Raw genomic sequence first — 25,311 nt, 5'->3', positions numbered from 1 at the left:
TGATGACCGCACAACTTCCGATCGAGCCGCTGCCGGTGAAAAGGTCGCCGATGCGCTTTGTAAAGTGGGGCGCCGGGCTGCTGCTCGGCGCGCTCGCCGCGTGGTTCCTGTGGCAGTGGGCCAATGACATGAGCGGCGTGCGCCGTGAAGCGCCGAAGGTGCCGACGATCATTCCGTTGCCGCCACCGCCGCCGCCACCTCCGGAAAAACCACCGGAGCCGGAAACCCCGGTGGAAGAAAAAGTCGTCGAGCCCGAGCCCACGCCCGAGCCGCAAGAGGTCAAGCCCGAGGAAGAGGCGCCGCCATCGCCGGCGGACGATCTGGCCAACCCGATGCAAATGGACGGTGACGCGCAGAGTGGCAACGACGCTTTCAACATCGGCGCCGGCAAGGGTGGCGGCATGGCCGGTGCGGGTGGCGGACGCCTGGGCACCGGCACTTACAGCCAGTTCCTCGCGTTCACTTTTCAGCGCTTGCTGCGCGAGAACCCCGATCTGCGCAACCTCGCATTCTCGCTGCAGGCCGATGTGTGGCTGAGCAGCGTCGGCGAAATCACCCGGGTCGAGCTGGTCAAGTCCAGCGGCAAGCCCGAGATCGATACCCAGGTGCTGGCCGCATTGCGTAACGCGCCCCATCTGAGCGAACGGCCACCGGCCTCCATCACTTTGCCTGTGCGCCTGTCCCTGCAAGGGCGGCGTCCGGGTTAACCGAATTCATAAAGCTGTATGAAAAGGAGTTGTGTGCAGATGATTTCCAACGTGAATCGATTGTCCCTGGCGGTCGGCATGGTCATCGCGACCCTGGTCGGTCAGGCCGCGGCAGCGCCTGCGCCTTCGGAGAACGCCACGATCAATCTGATCCGCTTGCTGGTCGAGCAGGGCATTCTGAAACAGGACAAGGCTGACGCGCTGATCGCCCAGGCGCAGAACGAAGCCGCCCAGGCCAAGCAGGCAGCGGCTTCTACTGCGGTGGCGGCAGGTCCGGTCGCAGCACCGGGCGATGTGCGCGTGCAGTACGTACCGGCCGCGGTGCGCGACCAGATCCGCGATCAGGTCAAGGCCGAAGTCATGGCCACCGCCAAGCAGGAAAACTGGGCGGCGCCCAATACCTTCCCGGACTGGGCTTCGCGTATCAGCTTCGACGGCGACATTCGTCTGCGTGACGAGTCGCGCTACTACTCGGGCAGCAACAGCAACGAAATCGTCGACTTCGCCAAACTCAACAACAACGGTCCGTACGACGTGAACCCCAACAGCAGCACCAGTCTGCCGCCGTTGCTCAACACCCGTGAAGACCGCACCAACCAGTTCCGCCTGCGCGCACGGCTGGGCATGAAAGCGGTGATCTCGCCGGAATGGACCGCCGGCATCCGCATCGGCACCGGCTCGGACAACAACCCGGTGTCGACCACGCAGAACCTCGGCGGCGGCTTCGCCAAGAAAGATATCTGGCTCGATCAGGGCTACCTGAACTGGAAGCCGACCGATGAGCTGACCCTGACCGGCGGGCGTTTCGCCAACCCGTTCATGTCCACCGACATGCTCTATTCCAACGACCTGAATTTCGATGGCGTGGCGGCGATTTTCGACCACAAGCTCAACCGCGACTGGGGTGTGTTCGGCACCGTCGGCGCGTTCCCGGTGGATTACACCAACGACACCAGCACCAGCAACGGTTTCGACAAGGAAGAAAGCGACAACAAGTGGCTCTACGGCGCGCAGCTCGGCGCCAAGTGGGCGATCAACAGCAACAACCGCCTCAAAGGTGCGCTGGCCTACTACCGCTTCGACGACATTCAAGGCCAACGCTCCAGCCCTTGCGAACCGTGGGCCGGCGCCCCGGGCTGCGACACCGATGGCAGCCGTGCGGCGTTCATGCAGAAGGGCAACAGCGTATTCCTGCTGCGCGACATCACGCCGAATCCGGCCAACCCGACCACCACACCGCAGCCACAGTTCGTCGGCCTGGCGTCGGAGTTCAACCTGCTCGACCTGAACCTGGTGTGGGACGCCGATCTGCCAGAGGACTTCAAGCTGCGCAGCCAGGGCAACTACATCCACAACCTCGGTTACGACGAAGGCGACATGCGCAAGCGCTCCGAGGGGCAGATCGTCAACAACCTCAACAGCAACGGCGAGATCGAAAGCGGCGCCAATGCGTGGATGGTGCAGTTCACCCTCGGCAACGCGCTGGACCTGAAGAAGCAGGGCGACTGGAATATGTTCGCCGGCTACAAGTACATCCAGCCGGACGCCTTGCCTGACGGCTTCAACGATTCCTCGTTTCACCTCGGCGGCACCAACGCCAAGGGCTATTTCCTCGGCGGCAATTACGGTCTGGCGAAGAACGTCTACGCCACCGGCCGCTGGCTGAGCACCGAGGCGGTGTACGGCGCGCCGTTCGACATCGACGTCTTGCAGCTTGAGATCAACACGCGCTTCTAAGGCGCCGGGAGTACGGTCATGCACGCACGAGTTTTTCTGTTGGGGCTGATTTTCTTCATCGCACAAGGCGCGTACGCCGAAGGCATGGAAGAGCGTCTGCGTACCCAGTTGCGCAGCACTACTCAGCAATTGCAGGCCCTGCAAAGCCAGCAGGCCCAGGCCAGCGCCGCGCAACTGGCGGCGCAGAACGAAACCAAGGCAGCTCAGGCGCAGATCAGGCAATTGACCGCCGAACTGGCCAAGGCCAAAGGCCTGGCCGAGCAGTTGGCCGGCCAGCAGCAGAACCTGCACAACCAGGCGCAGGCGCAAGTCGCCGCCAGCAGCGAACAGGTCGGCAAGTTCAAGAAGGCCTACGACGAGTTGCTGGTCATGGCCCGTGCCAAAGAGGCAGAACGGTCTAAGCTTCAAGCGCAATTGGCTGAACGTGACACACAAGTGCAGCAATGTTCAGTCAAGAATCAGCAGATGTACGGCGTCGCCAAGCAGATCCTCACGGCCTACGAAAACATCGATGTCGCCGAGGTGATGAAGATCCGCCAGCCCTTCGCGGGCAGCGCCCGGGTCAAGTTCGATGAACTGGCCCAGGGGTTTGGTGACGAGCTTTACAAGACTCAATTCGACGCGCCGCAAGCTGCGCTCTCGCACTGATAAACAAGGAAGAAGTAATGACTCAATTGATCAGCCATGTGTCCCCACAATCCCTGACCGACGTCCTGCAAGCCGCGGGTTATCGCGTCAACCAGACCGAACAGAACGGCATCGTCCAGTTGCTCAGCGCCAGTCAGGGCATCGGTTACGCCGTGCGTTTCGGCAACCCGGCGGTGGAGCAGGGCAGCTACGTCGATTTCACTTTCAGCTGTGCGCTGCGGGTGCAAGGCGAGTTACCACAGGGTGTGGCCGAACAGTGGAACGCCACCCGGCGTTTTGCGCGGTTGTCGTTGCAGGGCGAGTTTCTGGTGATGGAAATGGACGTGGTGCTGGCGGCCGGTGTGAGCAACGATCACCTGCGCGGCAATCTGGAGTTGTGGGATCGCCTGTTGCAGGAGTTCATCGTCTACCTGCGTGATTTCAGCCAGGCCGCGCAAGCCTCGACGGCCAAAGTCGCTACCGCTGAGCAAGAGGAAGTCGCGCTGTGAAAAAACCTGCCATGGTGATCGGCGCCGGGGCAGTGGCGCTGTTGGTGGTAGCCGTGGCGCTGGTGCTGCGACCGGGCGTTGACCCGGTTGCCGCCCAGCAATCGTCGCCGTTGGCGGCGGTTGCTGCGGGGCCGGCAGTGGCGCGCTTGGGCAATCAGCAGGTGACGCCGCAGGAGTTGCAGGCGCTGCTGGCGACATTGCCACCGGCAAGCGCCGAACAACTGCGCGGCAACCGTGAAGCGCTGGAACGCTGGATTCGTGCGCGGCTGGCGGAGAAAGCCGTGCTGGAGCAGGCCGATGCTCAGGGCTGGGCGCAGCGCCCGGACGTGGTGCGGCAAACCCGCGCGGCCAGCGAACAAATCGTGTTTCGCGATTACCTGCGTTCGGTCAGCAGCGTGCCGGCGGACTACCCGAGTGCGGCCGAGCTGCAACAGGCGTACGACGCTGGCAAGGCCAACTGGCAGACTCCGGCGTTGTATCGGGTGAGCCAGATTTTCCTCGCGGTGCCGGATGCGCAAAGCCTGGAAAGCGTGCGCAAACAGGCGACCGAGCTGAGCAAGAAAGCCCAGAGCACGCCGGCGGATTTTGCCGCACTGGCGACTCAGTATTCGCAGGATCGTCTGACCGCCGAACGCGGCGGCGACACCGGGCTGCAACCACTGCAGCAACTGGTGCCGGAGGTGCGGGGTGCGGTGGCGAAGTTGAAGGTCGGCGCGGTCTCCGATCCGCTGCAAAGCGCGGCTGGCTTCCATGTGATCAAACTCACTGAACAGCAACCGGCGCGTACCGCAACCCTCGACGAGCTGCGCGATCAACTGACCCAGGCCTTGCGTGCGCAACGCCAGGAGCAGATTGCCCAGGCGTATCTGGACGGGATGCTCAATACCGCAACGCTGAGTATTGATGGGGCCGAGCTGAACAAGGTCCTCGAAACCAACCAATAACCCTGTGGGAGCTGGCTTGCCAGCGATGGCGGAGTGTCAGACAACACAGGGGCTGGATGTGAGTGCCCTATCGCTGGCAAGCCAGCTCCCACAGGATCTTCACAGGTTCAGAAGTTTCATACCGCGCTGGAAGCCATCACCAACAAAGATCGACAGGGAGTCATCGATGTCATTCACCGAACCTGCAGGACGACAGGGTAGCCCCGATTACCGCTGGGCACAGGGCGAGCGCGAGCCGTGGCTGGCGCAAGCCGCGACCATCGATGCCGACGTCGCGCAATACTTTCTGGTCAGTGCCCGTTGCGGCTGTTTCATGCAGGCGGCGCGCAGCCTCAACGTGCGTTCGACCTTGTTGCGCAAACAACTGGCGCAGCTTGAGCAGGAGCTGCAGCATTCGCTGTTCAGCTTTCAGGGCAGTGCCCTGAGCCTCACCCGTGAAGGGCAGCAGTTGCAGGCGCAACTGGTCGCGCTGGCTCACGAGCGAAAACTGCCGGTGGTCGAGCAGCCGTTGATTCGCCTGGCGGTTGCCGAGTCGATTCTGCATGACATCCTCGGCCGCGACCTGATCGCACTGCTGCGGCGCAATGCCAGCGTGCGTCTGGAGATCATTGCGCTGGACAGTGAACTTTCATTGCGCGCCGTCAGTGCCGACGTGGTGCTGTGGCTGGCCCATGGCGACACCCCGAGCCCCGGCCCGACCTTCGCCACCAGCCAGCCGCAGGCGCTGGCGCGTCTGGATTACCTGCCGCACATCGCCAAACGCTATTCCCGCGTCACCGCGCGCCCGGCGAGTGCCGACGACCTTAGCGATTTCATGCTGGTGCAATGGCAGCATGACCGGCACATCGACAGCTTCCGGCCGTGGAATCACCTGGTCGAACAGCGTCTGGCCGGCGTGGTGCAGATGCAGTCCTATGAGCTGATGCTGGAAATGATCCGCTGCAGCGCCTGTATCGGTTTGCTGCCGGCGTACATGAGCCGCTTCGATCGCGGGCTGATTGCGCTGCCGGGGCTGTTTGACGAGCCGATGCAGTTGCAGGCATGGCTGGCGGTCAACGTTGAATCCCAGGCGATAGAAGAAGTCCGCACGCTGGTCGAACTCATCCACCACACCTTCAACGAACGCCAGGAATGGTTCCAGACCTGACCTGCGTACGCCATCCCCTGTAGGAGCTGCCGCAGGCTGCGATCTTTTGACTTTGATTTTTAGAAGCAAGATCAAAAGATCGTCCGATCGCGGCCCGAGCCTGCGGCAGCTCCTACAGTTTGTACGTGTTTGAACAAGCAGTTTAGAGTGTCAGGCCACACATCGATCCAGGAAGGATCCGCCATGCCCGACCACAACCCCGCCATCACCCTCGAACGCTTCAACGAATCCCATATCGAGGCCGTCACCGCGCTGTACAACGATCCGGCCGTGACTCGCCAGGTGCTGCAGATGCCGTTTCAGTCCACTGAGATCTGGCGCCAGCGGTTGCTGGCGGAGAACGAGCGGATGATCAAACTGGTGGCGCTGCATCAGGGCACGGTGGTCGGCCATCTCGGGCTGGAAAACTATTCACGGATCCGCCGCGCCCACGCCGGCAGTGTCGGCATGGCGGTCGCCGTGGCGTGGCAGGGCAAGGGAGTCGGGTCGAAACTGCTGGCGGCGGCGCTGGAAGTGGCCGACAACTGGATGAACCTGCACCGGGTCGAACTCTCGGTGTACGCCGACAACGAGGCGGCCATCGGTCTGTACCGCAAGTTCGGTTTCGAGAACGAAGGCCTGTTCCGTGACTACGCGGTGCGCGACGGGCAATGGGTCGACACCCTGAGCATGGCCCGTCTGCGTCGTCGATAAGCCAAAAATCCTCCGGGATCGTGGCTTGCCTTCGACGAATTCACCGCGGTTTTCAGGTATTACGCGTCATCGTTCTTCGCGGGCAAGCCACGCTCCCACAGGTTCTGTGGGAGTCAGTCGCCCAAAGCAAACGCCACCGCCGCCCGCGCATGCAGTTCGGTGGTGTCGAGCAGGGGCAGGGCGCTGTGTTCGGGTTTGACCAGCAGACCGATTTCCGTGCAGCCGAGGATGATCGCCTGGGCACCGCGCGCGGTCAGTGATTCGATCACCTGTCGATAGATTTTGCGCGATTCGTCACTGATCACCCCGACGCACAATTCGTCGTAGATGATCTGGTGCACGTCCTTGCGCTCGGCGGCGTCCGGCACCAGTACCGTCAAACCCTGCGCAATCAGCCGCTGCTTGAGAAAATCCTGCTCCATGGTGAACGCCGTGCCGAGCAGGCCGACTGTACGTGCATCAATCGCCAATGCTGCCTGCGCCGCCGGTTCGGCAATGTGCAGGAACGGAATGCTGATCGCCGTTTGAATCTGCTCTGCGACCTTGTGCATGGTGTTGGTACACAGCACCACGCAATCGGCGCCGCCGGCCTGCAGCCTGCGTGCGGCATCCACCAGAATCGCCGCCGCATCATCCCAACGCCCGGCGTGCTGGGCCTGCTCGACCGGGCCGAAGTCGACGCTGAACATCAGGATTTGCGCCGAGCGCAGCGGGCCGAGGCGGTCGCGGACCTGTTGATTGATGAGACGATAATATTCAGCGCTGGATTCCCAGCTCATTCCGCCGATCAGGCCGATGGTGCGCATTGAAATTCCTCGAACGATGGCCCGTATTGGAAAAGTCGGGCTCCGGCCGAGTGTCCATCGGTTCAACGTCGGATGCCAGTACAAAGCAACTGTACCGTTGATCCTGTTGCCAAGTGTCCCGGTGCCGGTTTTCGAGGTTTAACGTACGCCGGCGCCTCGATCTGTCACTATCGACTATCGCAGGCTCTCCCCCGAGGAACGTACCGATGAACGACGTACAACAACTGGGCGAAATGCTTCGTCACTATGCCGAGAGTGAAGCGCACAAGAAGCAACTGTTCGAAACCCAGTCGCAGACCTGGGCTGCACGGATCAGCGAGCTGTTCGGCCAGATCCAGCAATGGCTGGAGCCGGTGCAGGCACCGAACCTGCTGGAGGTGAGCCGCGAGGCTTACGTCGCGTTCGGGCCAAGCACGCCGGTGGAAACCTCGACCTTCAAGACCGAGAAACTGAGCATCGTGATCGCTGGCAAACCGGTGGAATTCGTGCCGGACGTGATGGGCAGCGCCGGGCAGATTTCCCTGGCGGTGATGGGCCTGACGGCGGCGCGCTATGGCAGCATTTCGCTGGTGGGATTGCCGAGCGGTGAGTGGCAATGGCGCAAGACCAATGGCTTGAAGGATCCGGACACGTTCGTGTTTGATGCGGACTTTCTCGCACAGCAGTTGCAGAGCCTGATTCCCCGCGATCGCACCTGACCTGCCATGTAGGAGCTGCCGCAGGCTGCGATCTTTTGACTTTGATTTTCTAAAAACAAGATCAAAAGATCGCAGCCTGCGGCAGCTCCTACAAGGGGCGCGGTGTGTTACATATCGAGGTTGATCCAGCCCGGTTTCGCCTCTTCCGGCGCCACCGCTTTCACGGGTTTACCCGTCGCCAGTTCCACCCGCCGTGCCACCTCCGGATCATCGGCAAACGGCACCATGCTCGCGTCATCGAGGCTTTCAGTCGTCTGATGGCGCAGGCAGTACTCCACCGCCAGCCACAGAAACACCACCCCCAACACGTTCAAGAAAATCTCCATCCTCTTCGGCTCCCTGCCTCAGGCGATCTGCGCCTGGCTGCGGGCCAGCGCCACGTCGGCGACCCGCACCGTGCGCCAGACGTTGTAGGCCATCAGCAGCATGCCGCTGAGGAAGAACACTCCGCCGGCAAAACGCACGATGAACCCTGGATGACTGGCCTGCAGTGCTTCGACGAAGGAGTAGGTCAGCGTGCCGTCCTCGTTGATCGCGCGCCACATAAGGCCCTGCGTGATGCCGTTGACCCACATCGAGGCGATGTACAACACGGTGCCGATGGTCGCCAGCCAGAAGTGCAGGTTGATCAGCGGCGTGCTGTACATTTGCTCGCGGCCAAAGACTTTCGGCACCATGTGATACGTCGCGCCGAAGGTGATCATCGCCACCCAGCCCAAGGCCCCGGCGTGAACATGGCCGATGGTCCAGTCGGTGTAGTGGGAGAGGGCGTTGACGGTTTTGATCGCCATCATCGGGCCTTCGAACGTCGACATGCCGTAGAACGCCAGCGACAGCACCAGGAAGCGCAGAATCGGGTCGGTGCGCAACTTATGCCAGGCGCCGGACAAGGTCATCATGCCGTTGATCATCCCGCCCCAGCTCGGCGCCAGCAGGATCAGCGACATTGCCATGCCCAGCGACTGCGCCCAGTCCGGCAGCGCGGTGTAGTGCAGGTGATGCGGGCCGGCCCAGATGTACAGGGTGATCAGCGCCCAGAAATGCACGATCGACAACCGGTACGAATACACCGGGCGGTTGACCTGCTTCGGCACGAAGTAATACATCATCCCGAGGAAGCCGGTGGTCAGGAAGAAACCCACCGCGTTATGCCCGTACCACCACTGCACCATGGCATCGGTGGCCCCTGAATACACCGGATAGGACTTGAACCAGTCCACCGGGATCGACAGGTGATTGACCACGTGCAGCATGGCGATCACCAGAATGAACGCGCCGAAGAACCAGTTGCCGACGTAGATGTGTTTGGTCTTGCGCTGCACCACCGTAGTGAAAAACACGATGGCGTACGCGACCCAGACCACCGCCATCCATACCGCGCCGGAGAATTCGATTTCGGCGTATTCCTTGGTGGTGGTGTAGCCCATCGGCAGGGTGATCAGCATGCTCACGATCACCGATTGCCAGCCCCAGAAGGTGAAGGACGCGAGCTTGTCCGAATACAGCCGCACCTGGCAGGTGCGCTGCACCGCGTAGTAACTGGCGGCGAATTGCGCGCTGCCGGCGAAACCGAAAATCACCAGACTGGTGTGCAATGGCCGCAAGCGGCCGAAGGTGGTCCACGGCAAGTCCAGATTCATGTCCGGCCACACCAGTTGCGAAGCGATCCAGACCCCCATCGCCATGCCCACGACACCCCAGAAAACCGTCGCGATAACGAATTGGCGGACGACCTTGTAGTTATAAGCCTGTCCGATTGTTGCTGTGCTCATGGTCAGTTCATCCACGGTTGCAAAGTCTTGCCAGGCCACCCTAGGTCTGGCACGAGCTGCACTGTAGGAACAGCGCCGGAAACAAAACAGGCTCAGGAATCTTTGATTTGTACGGATCAGATTAGAGTACTGCCTGCGGCGTTCTGCCGCGCCCTGATACGGTTTTTATCGTTTCAGGTGAATCTGTTGCGTGCTGCGCTGCTCGTCCATAGTGCCTTTACGAAAACTGTGGGAGCGAGCTTGCTCGCGAATGCGGTGTGTCAGGCAACTGCATTGTTGGCTGACACACCGCATTCGCGAGCAAGCTCGCTCCCACAGAATTAATTGATGAGGTGGGGCAGGCACATGTACCAATACGACGATTACGACCGCGCACTGGTGTTCGAGCGCGTTGCGCAGTTTCGCGATCAGGTCGAGCGCTTCATGGCTGGCGAGTTGAGCGAAGAAGAGTTCCTGCCGCTGCGCCTGCAAAACGGTCTGTATATGCAGAAGCACGCGTACATGCTGCGGGTGGCGATTCCCTACGGCACCCTGAGTGCCGGGCAGATGCGCACGCTGGCGAGCATCGCCGCCGATTACGATCGCGGCTACGGCCACTTCACCACCCGGCAGAACCTGCAATTCAACTGGATCGAACTGGCCCAGGTGCCGGACATCCTTGAGCGCCTGGCGCAGGTCGACATGCACGCGATCCAGACCTCCGGCAACTGCGTACGCAACATCACCACCGAAGCCTTCGCCGGGGTCGCGGCGGACGAAATGATCGACCCGCGCCCGTTGGCCGAGATCCTGCGGCAATGGTCGACGATCAACCCGGAATTCCTCTTCTTGCCACGCAAGTTCAAGATCGCCATCTGCTCGGCGAAGCAGGATCGTGCGGCGATCATGATGCATGACATCGGCCTGTATCTTTACCCCGGGCGCGGCGGGCAGATGCTGTTGCGGGTGATGGTCGGCGGCGGGTTGGGGCGCACGCCGATCCTCGGTCTGCAGATTCGCGAAGGCTTGCCGTGGCAGCATCTGCTGTCCTATGTCGAGGCGATCCTGCGGGTCTACAACCGTCACGGCCGGCGCGACAACAAGTACAAGGCGCGGATCAAGATTCTGGTCAAGGCGCTGGGCATCGAGGCGTTCGCCAAGGAGGTCGAAGAAGAATGGCAACACCTCAAGAACGGCCCGGCGCAACTGACCGAGGCTGAATACGAGCGGGTCGCCAGAGCATTCGTGCCGCCGATCTATCACACCCTGGCCGACACCGATCCGGACTTCGGCACGCGCCTGGCCGAAAGCCCGGCGTTCGCCCGTTGGGTCGCGCGCAACGTGCAGCCGCACAAGAAACCGGGCTACACCAGCGTGGTGCTGTCGACCAAACCGGGGCTGAGTGCACCGCCGGGTGATGTCACCGGCCAGCAGATGCTGGCGGTGGCCGACTGGGCGGAGCGCTTCGGTTTCGGCGAGATTCGCATTGCCCACGAGCAGAACATCGTCCTGCCCGACGTGCAAAAGTCTGACCTGTATGAACTCTGGCGACTGGCCTGCGAGCGCAATCTGGGCAGCGCCAACGTCGGCCTGCTGACCGACATCATCGCCTGCCCGGGCGGCGATTTCTGCGCGCTGGCCAACGCCAAGTCGATCCCGATTGCCCAGGCGATTCAGGCGCGTTTCGACAACCTCGATTACCTGCACGACCTGGGTGACATCAGCCTGAACATCTCCGGTTGCATGAACGCCTGCGGCCATCACCACATCGGCAATATCGGCATTCTCGGCGTCGATAAGAACGGCAGCGAGTGGTATCAGATCACCCTTGGCGGCGCGCAGGGCAAAAACAGCGCACTGGGCAAAGTCATCGGCCCGTCCTTCAGCGCGGCTGAGGTGCCACAGGTGATCGAGCGGATCATTGGCACTTTCGTGCGTTACCGCGAAAGCGAGGAGCTGTTTGTCGACACCGTGGCGCGCATTGGCCTGGAGCCGTTCAAGGAGCGGGTCTACCCGAAAGCGCTGGAGGTATCGGCATGAATAATCTGCTGCGCTTGGAGCAGGGTGTTGCGCGGCTGATCGAAGACGATCCGTGGACGCTGATCCGCGAGCCGGAGCAGGGCAGGCCGCAAGGATTGTTGATCCTGCCATTGGCGCACTGGCTGCAATCGCCCTCGACCCACGCGGTGTGGCTGGGGCCGGACGATGAAGTTGAAAGCGTGGTGCCGTGGCTGGCCTCGCTGCCGCTGATTGCCCTGGACTTCCCGAGCTTGCGCGACGGCCGCGCCTACAGCCAGGCGTACCTGCTACGCAGCCGGTTTGGCTGGGCCGGCGAGTTGCGGGCGATTGGCGATGTGCTGCGTGATCAGCTCAGCCACATGCGTCAGTGCGGGTTCGACAGCTTTGCGGTGCGCGAGGACAAATCGGCTGAAGATGCGCTCAAGGGCTTGGCGGGGATGAGCGTGTTGTACGGGCGCTCGGTGATAGAACCACGCCCCTTGTTCCGTAGACGCTGAAGAGTCTGTGGCGAGGGAGCTTGCTCCCGCTGGAGTGCGCAGCACTCCCAAACAGGCATGATGCGATCCGACAGATAAGTCGCGTTGTCTGGTTTGGGGCGGCTTCGCCACCCGGCGGGAGCAAGCTCCCTCGCCACAGGTGTTTTGCGGTGACATGCAAGGGAAACCCTTACATTCCGCAGCATTCCCGGATTTTTCCTTGGGTCGATGCTGGCCTTTTGGTAGAGTCGCCGTCGCCAGCGGGTTTTCGGCTGGACGATGGAACGAAGAAGGGAGTCTGGGTAGTGAGTGCGGGCAAAAAGATTTTGGGCCTCACCGCGTTGCTTTTGATGCTGACGCTGTGGGCCAGTTACTTTTATGTGTTCAAGGAAAACCGCGACGGCCAGTTGGGCGGCGCCGGTGAAAGCACCGCGTGGTGCGGCGCGCCGCCGTCCACCGAAGCGGCGCTGTTGGGCAAGGATCAACTGACCTTGCGCGTCACCAACAACCTGCGCGGCGAGTTCATGCTCAGTGGCTCGCTGGTGGTCTCCGAACGCACCTTCAACCGCTATGACCTGGGTCGCAACGAACTGCGTCTGCGCCTGGAACCGTTGCAGTGGTCGTATGGCGTGACGCCGATCTTCCTCGAACAGGTCAAGGTTCAGCCGCTGAGCCGCAACCTCGCCTCGCCGACCAAAAGTGCCTACGCCGAGCTTGAGCCTCGGCCGATTGGCGTGCAGGGCCAGGTCACCGAGTTCCCCTTCGACACCTATCGTTACGGCTACAAACCGGTGCTGTACTACCTCAAGGGCAGCGAGCGCGTCGACCTGCGCTTCAAGAACATCACCACGCTGATGGACATGTCCAACACCTTCACGCCGATCCAGAAGTACAACCGCGTTGAGTACATCAACGAGAAAAACTCGATGATCCGCGACGAAGACTACAAGGCCTACGGCCCGCACGAATGCGCGTTCAGCGTCGAGCGCAAAGGCTCGTTCAAGGTCGTGGTGCTGTTGTTGCTGCTGGTGTTGTGCCTGCCATTGCTGCATGTGTTCTACCGCGACGAACCGGGGATCGACTTCCTCGCCACGCTGGTGACCATTGCCGTAGTGCGGGTACTGCTGGTCGGGCCGGTGCAGGATTTCCAGCTGTACAACATCGACTTCCTGTTCGGCGCGGCGATTCTGCTGGTGGGCTCGGTATCGCTGATCAAGGCGATGCGCGCCAACAGCCGCCGCGAGATGGCTTTGAAGAGCGGGGCGACGTCGTCCTGGTAAGCGCAGATTTTGTGGCGAGGGAGCTTGCTCCCGCTGGAGTGCGCAGCACTCCCCAACAGACATGATGAGTCAGCCAGATAAATCGCAATGTCTGTTTTTGGGGTGGCTGCGCCACCCAGCGGGAGCAAGCTCCCTCGCCACAGGTATTCAGGGTTATTTCAGCGCCGGATCGCCCATGTTCATCTTCTTCCAGCCCTGCAACAGCACCTGCGCTTTCGGTTCCTGGCCGTTTTCCAGGTAGTACTGGATCAACGACAGCCGCGCATTGCGGTTCGCCGGTTGGACCTTGAGCAAACGCTCCAGCTCATCACACGCTTCAGTCACCTTGCCACTGTCGTGCAGCGCCACCGCCAGCACATAACCGTACTGCGCGTTCTGCGGCTCCAGTTGCGCGGCTTTGTGCAGGGCGATCATGGCTTCTGCCGTCTTGCCGGCGCGGATCAATGACAGGCCACGGGTGTGCTGCAACAACGCAGCCTCCGGGTGCGCCTTGAGGCTGTCGTCCAGCAGCGTCTGAGCTTCCTGACCTCGGCCATTGGCCTCCAGCCATTGCACCAGCGTCACCAGTGCCGGGTAGAAATCCGGATCGCGCTTGAGTGCCGTGCGCAGCAACCCTTCGACCTCGGAGGCGCGGCCACTGGCCTGATACAACATCGCCAGATTCAGATTGGCCTCGGCCCGTTCCGCGAGACTGTTCTGCACCGCTTCGTACTCGGCAATCGCCGCGTCCCAATTGGTTTGCGCGGCGCCTAAGCCGTTGTTGCGCGCAACATTGAGCAGATCCCGCGCGGCGACTATGCGCACGGCTTTCACCGGATCGTTGAGCATTGGCGTCAGCAACGCCGCGCGCTCCGCTGGCGGCAGGAAGGCACTGATGGCGCGCACCGCACTTTCACGCACCTGCGGCTCCCGGTTTTTCAGGTCGAGCGTCGCCAGTTTCAAGGCCTGATCGCTGGGGTACAACGGCAGTTCGGCCAGCAAGGTCGCGCGCCGGATCGCCGGCAGATCGCTGCGTTGCAGCTGCTCATACAAGGCGTTGGCAGCGCCCGGTTGACCGTTGCGGATCAGCCACAGGCTTTCGTCATAGCGCGGCGCCTGCGGGGCGGTGGCGGAGGCACTCCACAACTTGAACTGTGCAGTGACCTTGTCGCCGGCCTTGCCCTGATGGCAGCTCAGACAGGCATCCGGGGTGCCGAGTTTTTGCGCACGCTCCGGGTTGGGGATGCTGAAACTGTGGTCATGCCGCCAGTCGTTGCCCATGTAGAACTTGCCCGGCATGTGGCAATCCACGCACTGCGAGCCGGGCTGGCCCATGGTGTGGCGGGTGTGTTCGCTGGAGTCGTAGTTTTTCGCCTGCAGGCCCTTGCCATCGACACCTTCGACCGAGGTCTTGCCCGCCGTGTTGTGGCATTGCAGACACACCGCGTTGCCCGGCGCCTTGAGTTCGGTGCTGTGCGGATTGTGGCAGTTGCTGCAGCGCACGCCCTTGTCGAACATCTTGCTTTGCAGGAACGAGCCGTGTTCGAACACTTCATCCTTGATCTTGCCGTCCAGCGCATACAGTTCACGGGTGAGGGTGCTTGGCAGGTAGTCGTCCATCAGCCGTTTACCGACGGTGTAGCCATCGCCCAGTGGCGCACGGCGCGCATGGCAGCGGGCACAGGTTTCGATTTCGACGCTGGCGTTCTTGTCCTTGAGGTCGACCGCAAAACCCTTGTGGATCAGGTCGTCTTTTGTCTGCGTCCATTGCAGGTGATTGGATGCCGGACCGTGGCAGGCCTGACAGCCGACGCCGAGGCTGTTCCATTGACTGTTGAACGTGTTGCTGGTCGCGTCGAAATTGCGCTTGAAGCCGGTGGTGTGGCACTCGACGCACATGAAGTTGGCGTTCTGACTGGGCTTGCTCCAGTGCAACGGATTCTTGAAGTTCACCCCCTGGCCGGGGTAGAGGTGAAACCAGCGGTGTTTCTCGGTATCCCACGCCACACCGAGCGCCTGCAAACGGCCTTCGCCGACGTCGATCAGGTATTGCTGCAGGGGCGCGATGCCGAAGGTGTAGGCGACCTTGAAGTCGGCGTTCTTGCCGTCGATGCCTGGGGTGTTGACCCAGAACTCGTCGCCCTTGCGCGAGAAGCGGGTGGTCTCGTTTTCGGCCTTGAAGGTGACGTTGTTGAAGTCGCCGAGCATGGTTTCGCCGTTCGCGGCCTGCATCGCCAATTGGTGGTGCGAGCCTTGCCAGTCCTTGACCTGCTCGGTATGGCAGCCCTGGCATTGTTGCTCGTCGACCATGGTCGCGGGCTTCTGTGCCACCGGTTGTGGCTTGGCGACCACGGGGGCGGCCACATTGATCGGCGGGGCTTTGGAGGGTGCGGGCGCGGGGCTGAACAGAAACCAGCCAATACCCGCCACAGCGGCCAGCAATACGCCGATGGTGACGGGAAACAGATAACGTGAAACGGGCGGTCGGGACGAATCAGGATCAGGCTGTGCGACTTTATTCTTATGCTTGGGCATTACGACTTCCGTGGTCCAGGTGCATTTGCCTGCTGGCGTGCGTTCAAGCTCGGTGCAGCTTTGCCGGATGCCCGTCATCTGTCAAACGTCGGTTGTGAAGCAGCCCCCGAAGTTGTGTGAATTTTCCGGTTTTGCAGCGCAATCGGCGGGGTTTTAGCTATACCTGTAACTCCCCCATACGCAATACATTCAGGCCTTCTGACAGGAGTTACAGCATGAAGCTAGCAGTAATGATGGGCACCCTCTGCATCGCCACCCTCGGCGTGGTGGGCTGCTCCAGCAAAACCGTCGCTCCCGATGAGTATTCCGGCTTTCTCAAGGACTACAGCCAGCTCAAGGAGGCCAAATCGCCCTCCGGTGCCGAGGTGATGCGCTGGATCGATCCGAAGGTGGATGTCAGCAAATTCACCAGCGCCTACATCGAACCGACCCAGCTCTATCCCAAGCCGCAACCGACCGCAAAGATTTCCCAACAGACCCTCAACGGCATCACTTCCTACTACGATCAGGCCCTCAAGCGTGAAATCAGCAAAGACATGCCGTTGGCCAGCGGTCCAGGCCCGGGCGTGATCGTGGTGCGGGCGGCGATCACCGCCGTCAGCAGCAAGACCGAAGGCCTGCACGCGTATGAAGTGATCCCGGTCGCTCTGGTCGCGGCAGCGGTCAGCACCGCCAGCGGTATCCGCGATCAGGAAACCACCCTGGCCACCGAAGCGGTGTTCCTCGATGGCGCGACCAACAAGGTCGTGGCACAAGTGGTGCGCAAAGGCACCGGCAAACCGCTGGAAAACGACACCCAGGCGATGACCGCCAACGACGTCAAACCGGTGATCGATGGCTGGGCCAATGACATGCATCAGATGTATGTGAAGCTCAAGGCCGGCAAATAACCCGGGGGCCCCTGTAGGAGCTGCCGCAGGCTGCGATCTTTTGATCTTGTTTTTACAAAATCAAAGTCAAAAGATCGCAGCCTGCGGCAGCTCCTACAGGGGGCAGCATTACTGCCCGGTAAACCAGCGGAAGTAAGGATTCCCGCCTTCCCAACGCATCACTTCACGCATATCCCGCCCCCACGCATCCCGATCACCGTTATACGCATGCAGGCTGGCGCGGTAGAACTGCATCAGACGTTGGCGGTGCGTTTCCATTCGCTCAGTAAGTCCGGTATCGGCATTCACCAGTGGCGGCGGCACATACAGATCCAGCAGCGCCGGCAGCACCCGGGTGATTTCCTTGCTGCGCACCCACGGCGCGTACTCGATTCGGGGCTGATCGTCAGTCACCGCCGGGGCATTTGCCGCAAAGCGCTCAAGGCCTGCGCGGTCGGTGACCCAGGTGGCGAGCAGCGCCGCCGCCGAGCCAATCCCGACATCCTGCAGAGTGCTGCGCACGCTGGCCTGCTGGAAGCGCTCGGTGATTTTCGCCGCGTCCAGCTCCATCGGCTGCAGCGAACCGACCAGCAGCATCTCGTGGAACTCGCTGGTCCACAGCGAGGCATGCGGGAACACGTCGAGGAAGCTGCGCACCAGTGAGCGCGAGTCGTCGATGTTCTGGGTCGGCAACGGTAGCCATTGCGCGACGATCCCTTGTTGTTCAAGACGACTGGCCGCCAGTTGATAGAAGTCGCGGGAGTACAGATTGACCACCCCGGCTGCCGACGGCGGTGGTGGCTCAAGGGTGATCAGGTCGTAGGTCTGCGGGCTGCGCAGCAGTTCCTGACGGCCATCGCGCAAGCGCAAGTCAATGCCGGGATTGCTGGCGGCGTTGAAGTTGCCCTTGAACAGCGGCGCAGCCTTGACCACCGACGGCAGCAACTCGGCCACCACCCGATGTTCAAGCCCCGGATAGCGCAGCAGGGCGCCGGCGGTGATCCCGGTGCCGAAGCCGATCACCAGCGTCGAGCGCGGCGTGCCGTTGTGGATCAGCAACGGCAGCAGCGCCTGGATACGCATGTAGCGCAGCGACGGCATGGCATCGCCGGTGTTGGACACGCCTTGAATGTACAAGCGGTGGAAGCTGTTCTCACCACGGCCCTGAGCAACCACCGCCACAGTGCCGCCACGGCCTTCTTCGTAGAACGCCAGCGTGCCGTTGCGCGCACCGGGCAGCAGACTGGCAAGTTTGTCCACCGGCGTCAGTACAGCGAACGCGATCGACACCAGCCCCAGCGCGACCACCGCCTGACGCCGGCCTTTCCTGACGTGGTGGCCCTTGCGCACGGCCACATAGCCGATGCCGGCGGCGATGATCGCCAGTAAACTCAGCGTGCGCACCAGACCCAGCAGCGGGATCAGCAGAAAACCGCAGAGCATCACCCCGACAATCCCGCCCAGCGTATTGAACGCGACCACGGCACCGACATCGCGACCGACGCGCTCACGCCCCACACTCAAGCGCAGCGCCAGTGGAAACGCCGCGCCGAGCAACAGCGTCGGCACGAACACGATGCTCAGCGCCGCCACTGCAAAACGTGCGCTCATGCCAGCCAGCTCGTTGACGCCCATTGCCAGCAGCCAGCTCTCGGCCTGACTTTGCGCCAACACCAGCCAGCGCCCCAGCAGGGCGATTTCCAGCAAGGCGATCAGCCCGGCACCGGCAATCAACAGACCGAACACCCCCCACGGATCGCGAATGCGCTCGACGCGACGGGCGAGCAGGGCGCTGCCGATGAACAGCCCGGTCAGGTACGTCGCGAGCACCACGGCGAACGCATAGGTGCGGGTGCTCATGAACTGCACGATCGACTGCGACCAGACCACTTCATAACCCAGCGCCACGCCGCCGGCGATGGAGTACAGCCACAGTGCGGTATGGTCCGCAGCTTTCTCGGTGTGATGTTTGACCGTGGCCGCAATCGGCATCGGACGCTGACGCTGCAACCACAGCGCAGCGGCCGCAGCCAGCAGGTTGAGCATTGCGGCAAACAGCGCGCTGCCACGCACACCGAGGGTGGCGATCAGCACGAACGCGGCGAGCAGGGTGCCGAAAATCGCGCCGAGGGTGTTGGCCGCATACAGCTGACCGCCGGCCCTGCCCGGATCAGCCGCTAGCGAGCGCACCAATACCGGCAGCGTGCCGCCCATCAATACCGCCGGAATGCCCACCAACGCGAATGGCAACAGCCAGGCCAGGAGACCGATATGATCTTGCAGCCAGGCAAACGGGCTGGCCGCCAGGCTCATCGCAACCGTCGCGCCAACACCAAGAATCGCCACCAGTACTTCCAGCCCGGCGTAGAGCAGCACCGGTTGCTGCAAGCGATCAGCCCAGCGCCCGAACAGCCAACCGCCAATGGCCAGACCGGCAAAAAACGCGCTGATGCCGGTGGTGATGGCATAGACCTCGACGCCGACCACCAGCGACAACTGCTTGATCCACAGCACCTGATACACCAGCGCAGCGGCGCCGGAGATGCACAGCAGCAGGGCGGGGATCAGCAGCGCCGGGGTGACGGCTTGGGTGGTGGGTATGGCCGACGGCTTGCTGGCGATACGTGAGGACATGCGGGGGACCTTGTTCAAATCACACAATATTCGTGACGGTGCGGGCCTCATCGCTGGCAAGCCAGCTCCCACAGGGATTTTCAGTGAACACTCATGTTGTGGTCGACAGAAATACCTGTGGGAGCTGGCTTGCCAGCGATTGGGGCCGGCGCGGTCTCAGGTGGAAACAGGGCCGCCCGCCGATGAGGGCGGGCGGCAGTTCAACGGTGTTACTGTGCAGCCGGAGCCGCTTTCATTTTTTCCGCGATCTTGGCGTCAACCGCCGCACGAATCTGGTCGATGCTGAAGCTCGCCGGTTTCTGGCTTGGCGGGTATTCGATGAAGGTCTGCAGGAACTCTGCCGACTTGGTCACCGCGACACCGGCCAGATAAACGTTTTTGGTGTTCCAGTCATAGAACTGGTCAGACACCACGTCCGCTCGCTCATACGGGTCCATCCTCAGGTTGAGGATCTTCGGTACGCGCAGGCACACGAACGGTTCGCTCCAGACCCGGAAACCGCCAGGCTGACGCTGTTCGCAGAACACCACTTTCCAGTTGTCGAAACGCATCGAAACCAGCACGCCGTCGTCGTTGAAGTAGTAGAACTCCTTGCGCTCGCCCTTGGGCTGCTGGCCGGTCAGGTAGGGCAACTGGTTGTAGCCGTCCAGATGCACCTTGAAGCTGGTGCCGCCGGACGTCGGTGCCCAGCCCTTGAGCAGCTTGTCTTTCACGTCGGTTTCGCCAGCCGCCGCGAGCAGGGTCGGGAACCAGTCCATGCCCGAGAACAGCTCGTTGGAGACCTCACCCGGCTTGATCTTGCCCGGCCAGCGAATCATCGCCGGTACGCGATACGCACCTTCCCAGTTGGAGTTCTTCTCGTTGCGGAACGGCGTGGTTGCCGCGTCCGGCCAGGAGAACTGGTTCGGGCCGTTGTCGGTGGTGTAGACGATGATCGTGTTATCGGCAATTTTCAGGTCGTCGATGGTTTTCAGCAGTTTGCCGACGTCGGCGTCGTGCTCGAGCATGCCGTCGGCGTATTCGTTGCCGGGCATGCCGCTCTGGCCCTTCATCGAATCACGTACGTGGGTGAACACGTGCATGCGTGTGGTGTTCATCCAGACGAAGAACGGCTTGTCGGCCTTGGCCTGTTTCTCGATGAACGCCTGTGCGGCGGCGGTGGTTTCGTCGTCGATGGTTTCCATGCGCTTGGTGGTCAGCGCACCGGTGTCTTCGATCTTGCCGTCGGCGAAGCTGTGGATCACCCCGCGTGGCGAGTTGGCCTTGACGAAGGCGGCGTCGTCTTTCGGCCAGTACGGACGTTCCGGCTCTTCCTCGGCGTTGAGGTGGTAGAGGTTGCCGAAGAACTCGTCGAAACCATGATTGGTCGGCAGGTATTCGTCGCGGTCACCGAGGTGGTTCTTGCCGAATTGCCCGGTGGCATAACCCAGGCCCTTGAGCGCCTGGGCGATGGTGATGTCACGTTTCTGCAGGCCGACCGGTGCACCCGGAATGCCGACTTTCGACAGGCCGGTACGCAGTGGCGTCTGGCCGGTGATGAACGAGGATCGACCGGCGGTGCAGCTGTTTTCCGCGTAGTAGTCGGTGAACATCATGCCTTCTTTGGCAATCCGGTCGATGTTCGGGGTCTTGTAGCCGACCACGCCCATGGAATAGGCGCTGATATTGGTCTGGCCGATGTCATCACCAAAGATGACGAGAATGTTAGGTTTCTCAGCCGCTGTGGCAGTTGCCGACAGCGCCATCACCGAGGTTGCCACCAGGGCGAGTTTCGGTAGCCACTTGCGTATGCGAGTCATCTGACTTGCTCCTTATCGCGGGGGTCGTTGTTGCGACTTACGTTTCTTGCAGTCCTGCATCACGCTTTTTCTTATTGCACCTGCCCGGTTGCCGGTGGATCGAACGGGTAGATCCGGCGCCACTCGGTCGCCATGTCCACCACGGTCCAGCCACGGGAATTCGCTTCGTCGAGGGCTTTGTCGAGTCGCCCGATATCGGATTTTCGGTCATAGGCCCACTCGCGCTTCGCATCGGTGTGATGCACCAGGCCCATGAAGCGTTTGCCGGGGCCGGCGGCGGTCCACTGCAGCATTTGCAGGTCGCCGTCGGAATTGCCGAACGCGAGGATCGGCCGTTTGCCGATCACTGCATCAATGCTCTCCGGTTTGCCCGGGCCGTCATCGTTGTGCGCCAGTTTCTGTGTGCGCAGGATCGAAGCCTTGCCGTCCTTGAACTGGAACGCGGTGACGAACGTGGTGCCGATCACCTGTTCCGGCGGGATGCCGTAGACCTTCTGGGCGAAGGCGCGCATGAACGCGGTGTCGCCGCCGGAGACGATGTAGGTCTTGAAGTCCTGGCTGCGCAGGTAGTCGAGCATTTCCAGCATCGGCTGGAAGATCATTTCGGTGTAGGGCTTGCCGGTTTTCGGATGCCGCGCCTGGCTCAGCCAGGTCTTGGCGTAGTCGTCGAAAGCCTCGGTGGTCATGCCGGTGTGGGTGGCGCCGAAGATCTTGATAATCCCGTCCATTCCAGCGGCGGCCAGTGCCTTGTGGTCGTTTTCCAGCACCGCTTTGAACGGCTGGGTGGTTTGCCATTCCGGGTGCTGCGGCGCATTGCGCTTGACCTCGTCGAGGGCGAACAGCAGCTCGAAATACATCGGCTGCTCGCTCCACAGGGTGCCGTCGTTGTCGAACACGGCAATGCGATCGGCGGGTTTGACGAAGTCTTTGCCGGACTGATCGGTGACGGCTTGCACAAACTCGATGATGTGTTTTTTGGCCGGGCCATCATTCCATGACGGCAGTGGCTCGCTGGCCTGGGCCAGCAGTGGCAATGCCAGCGCAAACCACAGCGCAAGGCTGAAACGTTGACGCTGCTGCGGTGGATTGGTCATGGGAAATCCCTTTCATGAACGGGGTTGAGCGGGCGCAGGGCCGACGCCGGTTTGTGCGCCTGTTGTTCGGCCTGACTGTGAAGCGTAGTCAACGATTCACGCAGTTGAGCGAGTGTTTGTGCAGTCTGCGGATCACGTCCGTAAAGTCCGCGCAACAAGCCTTGCAGGCGCGGGCCTGTATTCACCAGTTGCAGCCCCAACCGACTGCGCCGCAGCCACAGATACAAGGCGCTCAATTGCGCCGGTCGAGCCTGCAGTTGCGGGTTGATCTGCTGCCAGGCGAAGTCCGCCGATTGCTCCCAGGCCAGTTGCCGCGCGTGCTTGTGCGCCTGCCATTGGAGTCGGGCACGCAACAGCGCCGGACGCAGCCAATAACCGACGCCAATGCACACGGCGAGCAGCGCCAGCCACAGCAGCCCGCGTGTGGAAAAGTACGGGTTGTTGCGGCCGAGCTGCCGGAGATCATCGGTAATCGAAAACACCGGTTTGTAAGCGCTGTTGGCTGCGGCTTCGAAGGTTACCGCCGGCACTTGCGCAGTTCGGCTCTGCTGCGTTTTCACGTCCCACCATTTCACCGCGATCGCCGGCAGGGTGTAGGCGCCGGCCTTGTCGATGCGGTAGATGACGGCGTCGATCCGCTGACCACCGAGCACGTTGCCGCGACCGTCATCCAGACGAGTGACTTGTGGGGGCTGCGGATAACGACTCAGACCGGCCACGTCACCCAGTGGCGGAACCGGCAGCGCCATCGCCAGTGCGCCATCGGCCTGCAGAGTCAGTTGGCGGGTAAAGCTGTCGCCGGTTTTCAACGGGGTTGCCGAGTTGGTCAGGCTTTGGCTCAGGCGCACACCGCTGGCCACCAGCGGCGTTTCTCCGGGTTTCAAGCCGGGTGGCTGGGTGGCGCTGAAGTGCAACGGTTGGCTTTGCGCGCTGAGCGGGGTGGTGGCCTGACCCGGTGTCGCACTCACCGTCAACGGCGGAATGTCGAAGCTGCGCGCAACATTCGGGGTGATCAGGTAGCTGTAGCGCAAGCCGCTGAAGGATTGCCCGTCGATGGTCTGATTCAGGTGTTGGGCTTGACCGTCGGGCGGCGTGACCAGGGCGCCATCGAGTTTCAGCTCGGGCAGGGTGGCAGCGCTGGTGAACCAGGTATCGGTGAGCACGTCGACTTGCAACTCGACCAGCCCGCCGACCATCGCGCCTTCGGCGGGTTGCAGGTGGGCCTGGATTTTCAGTTGGGGTTCGGCGGCAGAGGCAGTCAGGCTGAGCAAGCCGGTCATGAGCAAGGTGCAGATTTTTTTGCTGGCAGATCTGGCCTCATCGCTGGCAAGCCAGCTCCCACAGGGGGTGTCTGTGTTTTCGCCAATCGAGTTAACAGCGCAAAACCTTGTGGGAGCTGGCTTGCCAGCGATGAAGCCAACCCGGTTCATGGTTTGGCCCCCGATTGATCCTGCAAGCTGAATTTCTGCCTGAGAAACTTCGCCGGCGAGGTGCTCAGGTTCTGCAGCCACAACGCGCCGGAAGCCGCCTGTTCGGTCTCGACCTTTTTGCTCTGACCCTTGCCCGGCGCCTTGTCGAATTTCACTTCGTCCGGTTTGGTCTCGGGGGCGTTCTTTTCGGCGCTGTAGGTGTCTTTGAGCAACGCCTGCGCCAGCGCCAGATTGGCCGTGGCTTCGGGGAATTGCGGTTGCCGCTGCAAGGCCTGGGTGTAGGCGGCAATTGCCTGATCGAACTTGAAGCGCCGCACGTAAATGTTGCCCAGGTAAAACCACGCTTGCGCCGTGTCCAGCCGGGCAAAGGTCGCCAGTGCGAGGTCGTAGTCTGCCGCGTGATAGGCCGCCACACCTTTCCAGTACGGATCGACAAACAGCGCCGCAGCTTGCGGCCAATGCTCATGCTCGGCGGCCCAGCGCCCTTGCTGGTCGCGGGTGAAAAACGCGTCGGTCAGTGCACTGGCCTGGGCGGGGGCGGCAGGCCAGCCAAGGCTTGTGGCCAACAGCAGCGCCGGTACCCAGTTGACGCTCCAGCCCTTGCGCACACCGAGCAGCGCCAACAATAGAAGCGGCCAGCACAGCCAGTAACCGGCGTCCTTCCAGTGCAATTGCTGCTGTTCGGCGCTGGCACTCTGGAAATGTTGTTGGGCATGCAACTCGATCCAGTCCAGATCATCGTCGTCGAGGGTGAAGCTGCCCAGCGGCGCGTCGAGGGCGGCGGCCAATTGCTTGAGTGCCGCCGGATCGAAACGGCCGAGCAGCGGGCGCCCGTTGCTGTCGACTGCCGGCTGGCCGTTGGCGCCCTGAATCACCCCGCCGTCCGCGTTGCCGACCGCCAATACCAACACTTGTAATTGGCTGCCTTTGAGTCGCTGGTCGAGGTTATCGAGTTGTGTGGTGTCAGCGCCGTCGGTGATCAACAGCAGGCTGCCCGGGGTTTGCTCGGCGCTGAGCAGGCGTTTGGCCTGCGCGATGACGGCGCTAACGTCCTTGCCGGGTTTGTCGATAAGGCCAGTGCCCAGCGCTTGAATGAAGGTGTCGAGCAGCGCCGGATCGTCAGTCGGCGGCAACACCAGATGCGCGCTGCCGGCATAAGCGATCAGCGCGGTGCGCGCGCCGGCGCGACGCTGGATCAGGTCATGCAGTTTGTGTTTGACCGCTTGCAGGCGCGTCGGTGGTACGTCACTGGCATCCATCGACGGCGACAGATCCACGGCGACGATCAGCGGTGCGCGATTCTGCAGAAAATCCGGGCGATCCTGCTCCCAGGTCGGCCCGGCGGCGGCGATCGCCCCGAGTGCCAATACCGCGCACAGCCAGTGCACCGGGCGCAGGCGCTGCTGATCCGTTGGGGTGACCAGCAGGTGCGGCAGCAAGTGTTCGGCAATGTTGCTGCGCAGCCGCCGCTGCAAGTCGCGGGTGCGGCGCCAGAGCAGCGGCAGCAGCGCGGCGAACAGCGCGAGCAGCAACCACAGCGGGCGTAAAAAGTGCAAGTCGCTGAGATTGATCTCCAT

At 62.0% G+C, this 25,311-nt stretch carries 21 protein-coding genes; 12 read left to right on the top strand and 9 right to left on the bottom strand.

Going from position 1 to position 25,311, the window contains the following annotated elements:
• The first annotated feature begins 2 nt into the window (after window positions 1-2).
• The 7 genes from ACU680_RS07225 to ACU680_RS07195 all read left to right on the top strand — a co-directional run bounded on the left by ACU680_RS07225 (window position 3) and on the right by ACU680_RS07195 (window position 6,364).
• Complete coding sequence (locus ACU680_RS07225; RefSeq protein WP_027613761.1) at window positions 3-707, top strand: energy transducer TonB family protein; 705 nt, start codon at window positions 3-5, stop codon at window positions 705-707.
• A 39-nt stretch (window positions 708-746) separates the two neighbouring features.
• On the top strand, window positions 747-2,444 hold the full coding sequence (locus ACU680_RS07220) for a putative porin (protein WP_448179080.1): 1,698 nt from the start codon (window positions 747-749) through the stop codon (window positions 2,442-2,444).
• Window positions 2,445-2,462: 18 nt separating this feature from the next.
• Window positions 2,463-3,092, top strand: a complete 630-nt coding sequence (locus ACU680_RS07215; protein WP_448179079.1) for a DNA repair protein — start codon at window positions 2,463-2,465, stop codon at window positions 3,090-3,092.
• Between the two features lie 17 nt (window positions 3,093-3,109).
• Window positions 3,110-3,580 carry a YbjN domain-containing protein gene (locus tag ACU680_RS07210; RefSeq protein WP_115987509.1) on the top strand — a complete coding sequence of 157 codons (471 nt, stop codon included), beginning with the start codon at window positions 3,110-3,112 and terminating at the stop codon, window positions 3,578-3,580.
• Window positions 3,577-4,524, top strand: coding sequence for a peptidylprolyl isomerase (locus ACU680_RS07205; RefSeq protein ID WP_448179078.1), 948 nt, complete (start codon window positions 3,577-3,579; stop codon window positions 4,522-4,524). Before ACU680_RS07210 ends, ACU680_RS07205 begins: the two co-directional genes overlap by 4 nt.
• A gap of 166 nt (window positions 4,525-4,690) precedes the next feature.
• Window positions 4,691-5,671, top strand: a complete 981-nt coding sequence (locus tag ACU680_RS07200; RefSeq protein WP_367084667.1) for a LysR family transcriptional regulator — start codon at window positions 4,691-4,693, stop codon at window positions 5,669-5,671.
• Between the two features lie 183 nt (window positions 5,672-5,854).
• Window positions 5,855-6,364: a GNAT family N-acetyltransferase gene (locus ACU680_RS07195; RefSeq protein WP_448179077.1), complete on the top strand. Its 510-nt coding sequence runs from the start codon at window positions 5,855-5,857 to the stop codon at window positions 6,362-6,364.
• A 113-nt stretch (window positions 6,365-6,477) separates the two neighbouring features.
• On the opposite strand, the gene ACU680_RS07190 is transcribed toward ACU680_RS07195, so the two are convergent.
• Window positions 6,478-7,170, bottom strand: a complete 693-nt coding sequence (locus tag ACU680_RS07190) for an aspartate/glutamate racemase family protein (RefSeq protein WP_448179076.1) — start codon at window positions 7,168-7,170, stop codon at window positions 6,478-6,480.
• Between the two features lie 206 nt (window positions 7,171-7,376).
• Here ACU680_RS07190 and ACU680_RS07185 point away from each other — a divergent pair, with 206 nt between their 5' ends.
• Complete coding sequence (locus ACU680_RS07185) at window positions 7,377-7,868, top strand: hypothetical protein (RefSeq protein ID WP_329697857.1); 492 nt, start codon at window positions 7,377-7,379, stop codon at window positions 7,866-7,868.
• Between the two features lie 107 nt (window positions 7,869-7,975).
• Here ACU680_RS07185 and ACU680_RS07180 read toward each other — a convergent pair whose 3' ends face one another.
• Both ACU680_RS07180 and ccoN read right to left on the bottom strand, forming a co-directional pair.
• Entirely contained in the window at window positions 7,976-8,194 is a 219-nt protein-coding gene (locus tag ACU680_RS07180; RefSeq protein WP_367084663.1) for a cbb3-type cytochrome c oxidase subunit 3, read from the bottom strand.
• Window positions 8,195-8,212: 18 nt separating this feature from the next.
• Entirely contained in the window at window positions 8,213-9,640 is a 1,428-nt protein-coding gene (gene ccoN / locus ACU680_RS07175) for a cytochrome-c oxidase, cbb3-type subunit I (RefSeq protein ID WP_448179075.1), read from the bottom strand.
• 345 nt (window positions 9,641-9,985) lie between these two features.
• Between ccoN and ACU680_RS07170 the strand changes: the two genes are divergently transcribed.
• The 3 genes from ACU680_RS07170 to ACU680_RS07160 all read left to right on the top strand — a co-directional run bounded on the left by ACU680_RS07170 (window position 9,986) and on the right by ACU680_RS07160 (window position 13,394).
• Complete coding sequence (locus tag ACU680_RS07170; protein WP_448179074.1) at window positions 9,986-11,659, top strand: nitrite/sulfite reductase; 1,674 nt, start codon at window positions 9,986-9,988, stop codon at window positions 11,657-11,659.
• A complete protein-coding gene (locus tag ACU680_RS07165; RefSeq protein ID WP_367084661.1) occupies window positions 11,656-12,135 on the top strand; it encodes a DUF934 domain-containing protein in 480 nt (159 codons plus the stop codon). Before ACU680_RS07170 ends, ACU680_RS07165 begins: the two co-directional genes overlap by 4 nt.
• Window positions 12,136-12,419: 284 nt before the next feature.
• A complete protein-coding gene (locus ACU680_RS07160; RefSeq protein ID WP_448179073.1) occupies window positions 12,420-13,394 on the top strand; it encodes a hypothetical protein in 975 nt (324 codons plus the stop codon).
• A gap of 153 nt (window positions 13,395-13,547) precedes the next feature.
• Here ACU680_RS07160 and ACU680_RS07155 read toward each other — a convergent pair whose 3' ends face one another.
• Window positions 13,548-15,908 carry a tetratricopeptide repeat protein gene (locus ACU680_RS07155; RefSeq protein WP_448179072.1) on the bottom strand — a complete coding sequence of 787 codons (2,361 nt, stop codon included), beginning with the start codon at window positions 15,906-15,908 and terminating at the stop codon, window positions 13,548-13,550.
• Between the two features lie 215 nt (window positions 15,909-16,123).
• Here ACU680_RS07155 and ACU680_RS07150 point away from each other — a divergent pair, with 215 nt between their 5' ends.
• On the top strand, window positions 16,124-16,798 hold the full coding sequence (locus ACU680_RS07150) for a DUF3313 domain-containing protein (RefSeq protein WP_367084658.1): 675 nt from the start codon (window positions 16,124-16,126) through the stop codon (window positions 16,796-16,798).
• Window positions 16,799-16,906: 108 nt separating this feature from the next.
• On the opposite strand, the gene ACU680_RS07145 is transcribed toward ACU680_RS07150, so the two are convergent.
• The 5 genes from ACU680_RS07145 to ACU680_RS07125 all read right to left on the bottom strand — a co-directional run bounded on the left by ACU680_RS07145 (window position 16,907) and on the right by ACU680_RS07125 (window position 25,311).
• Window positions 16,907-19,411 carry a spermidine synthase gene (locus tag ACU680_RS07145; RefSeq protein ID WP_448179071.1) on the bottom strand — a complete coding sequence of 835 codons (2,505 nt, stop codon included), beginning with the start codon at window positions 19,409-19,411 and terminating at the stop codon, window positions 16,907-16,909.
• A gap of 209 nt (window positions 19,412-19,620) precedes the next feature.
• On the bottom strand, window positions 19,621-21,210 hold the full coding sequence (locus ACU680_RS07140; protein ID WP_007969166.1) for an arylsulfatase: 1,590 nt from the start codon (window positions 21,208-21,210) through the stop codon (window positions 19,621-19,623).
• Between the two features lie 71 nt (window positions 21,211-21,281).
• Window positions 21,282-22,304, bottom strand: a complete 1,023-nt coding sequence (locus ACU680_RS07135) for an HAD family hydrolase (RefSeq protein WP_448179070.1) — start codon at window positions 22,302-22,304, stop codon at window positions 21,282-21,284.
• Window positions 22,301-23,734: a hypothetical protein gene (locus ACU680_RS07130; RefSeq protein WP_448179069.1), complete on the bottom strand. Its 1,434-nt coding sequence runs from the start codon at window positions 23,732-23,734 to the stop codon at window positions 22,301-22,303. Before ACU680_RS07130 ends, ACU680_RS07135 begins: the two co-directional genes overlap by 4 nt.
• Complete coding sequence (locus ACU680_RS07125) at window positions 23,731-25,311, bottom strand: VWA domain-containing protein (RefSeq protein ID WP_448179068.1); 1,581 nt, start codon at window positions 25,309-25,311, stop codon at window positions 23,731-23,733. Before ACU680_RS07125 ends, ACU680_RS07130 begins: the two co-directional genes overlap by 4 nt.

This window comes from Pseudomonas sp. LF020 (genome assembly GCF_053456425.1).
Note: the sequence above shows the minus strand (reverse complement) of the source record. Positions and strands in the feature narration are given on the sequence as shown.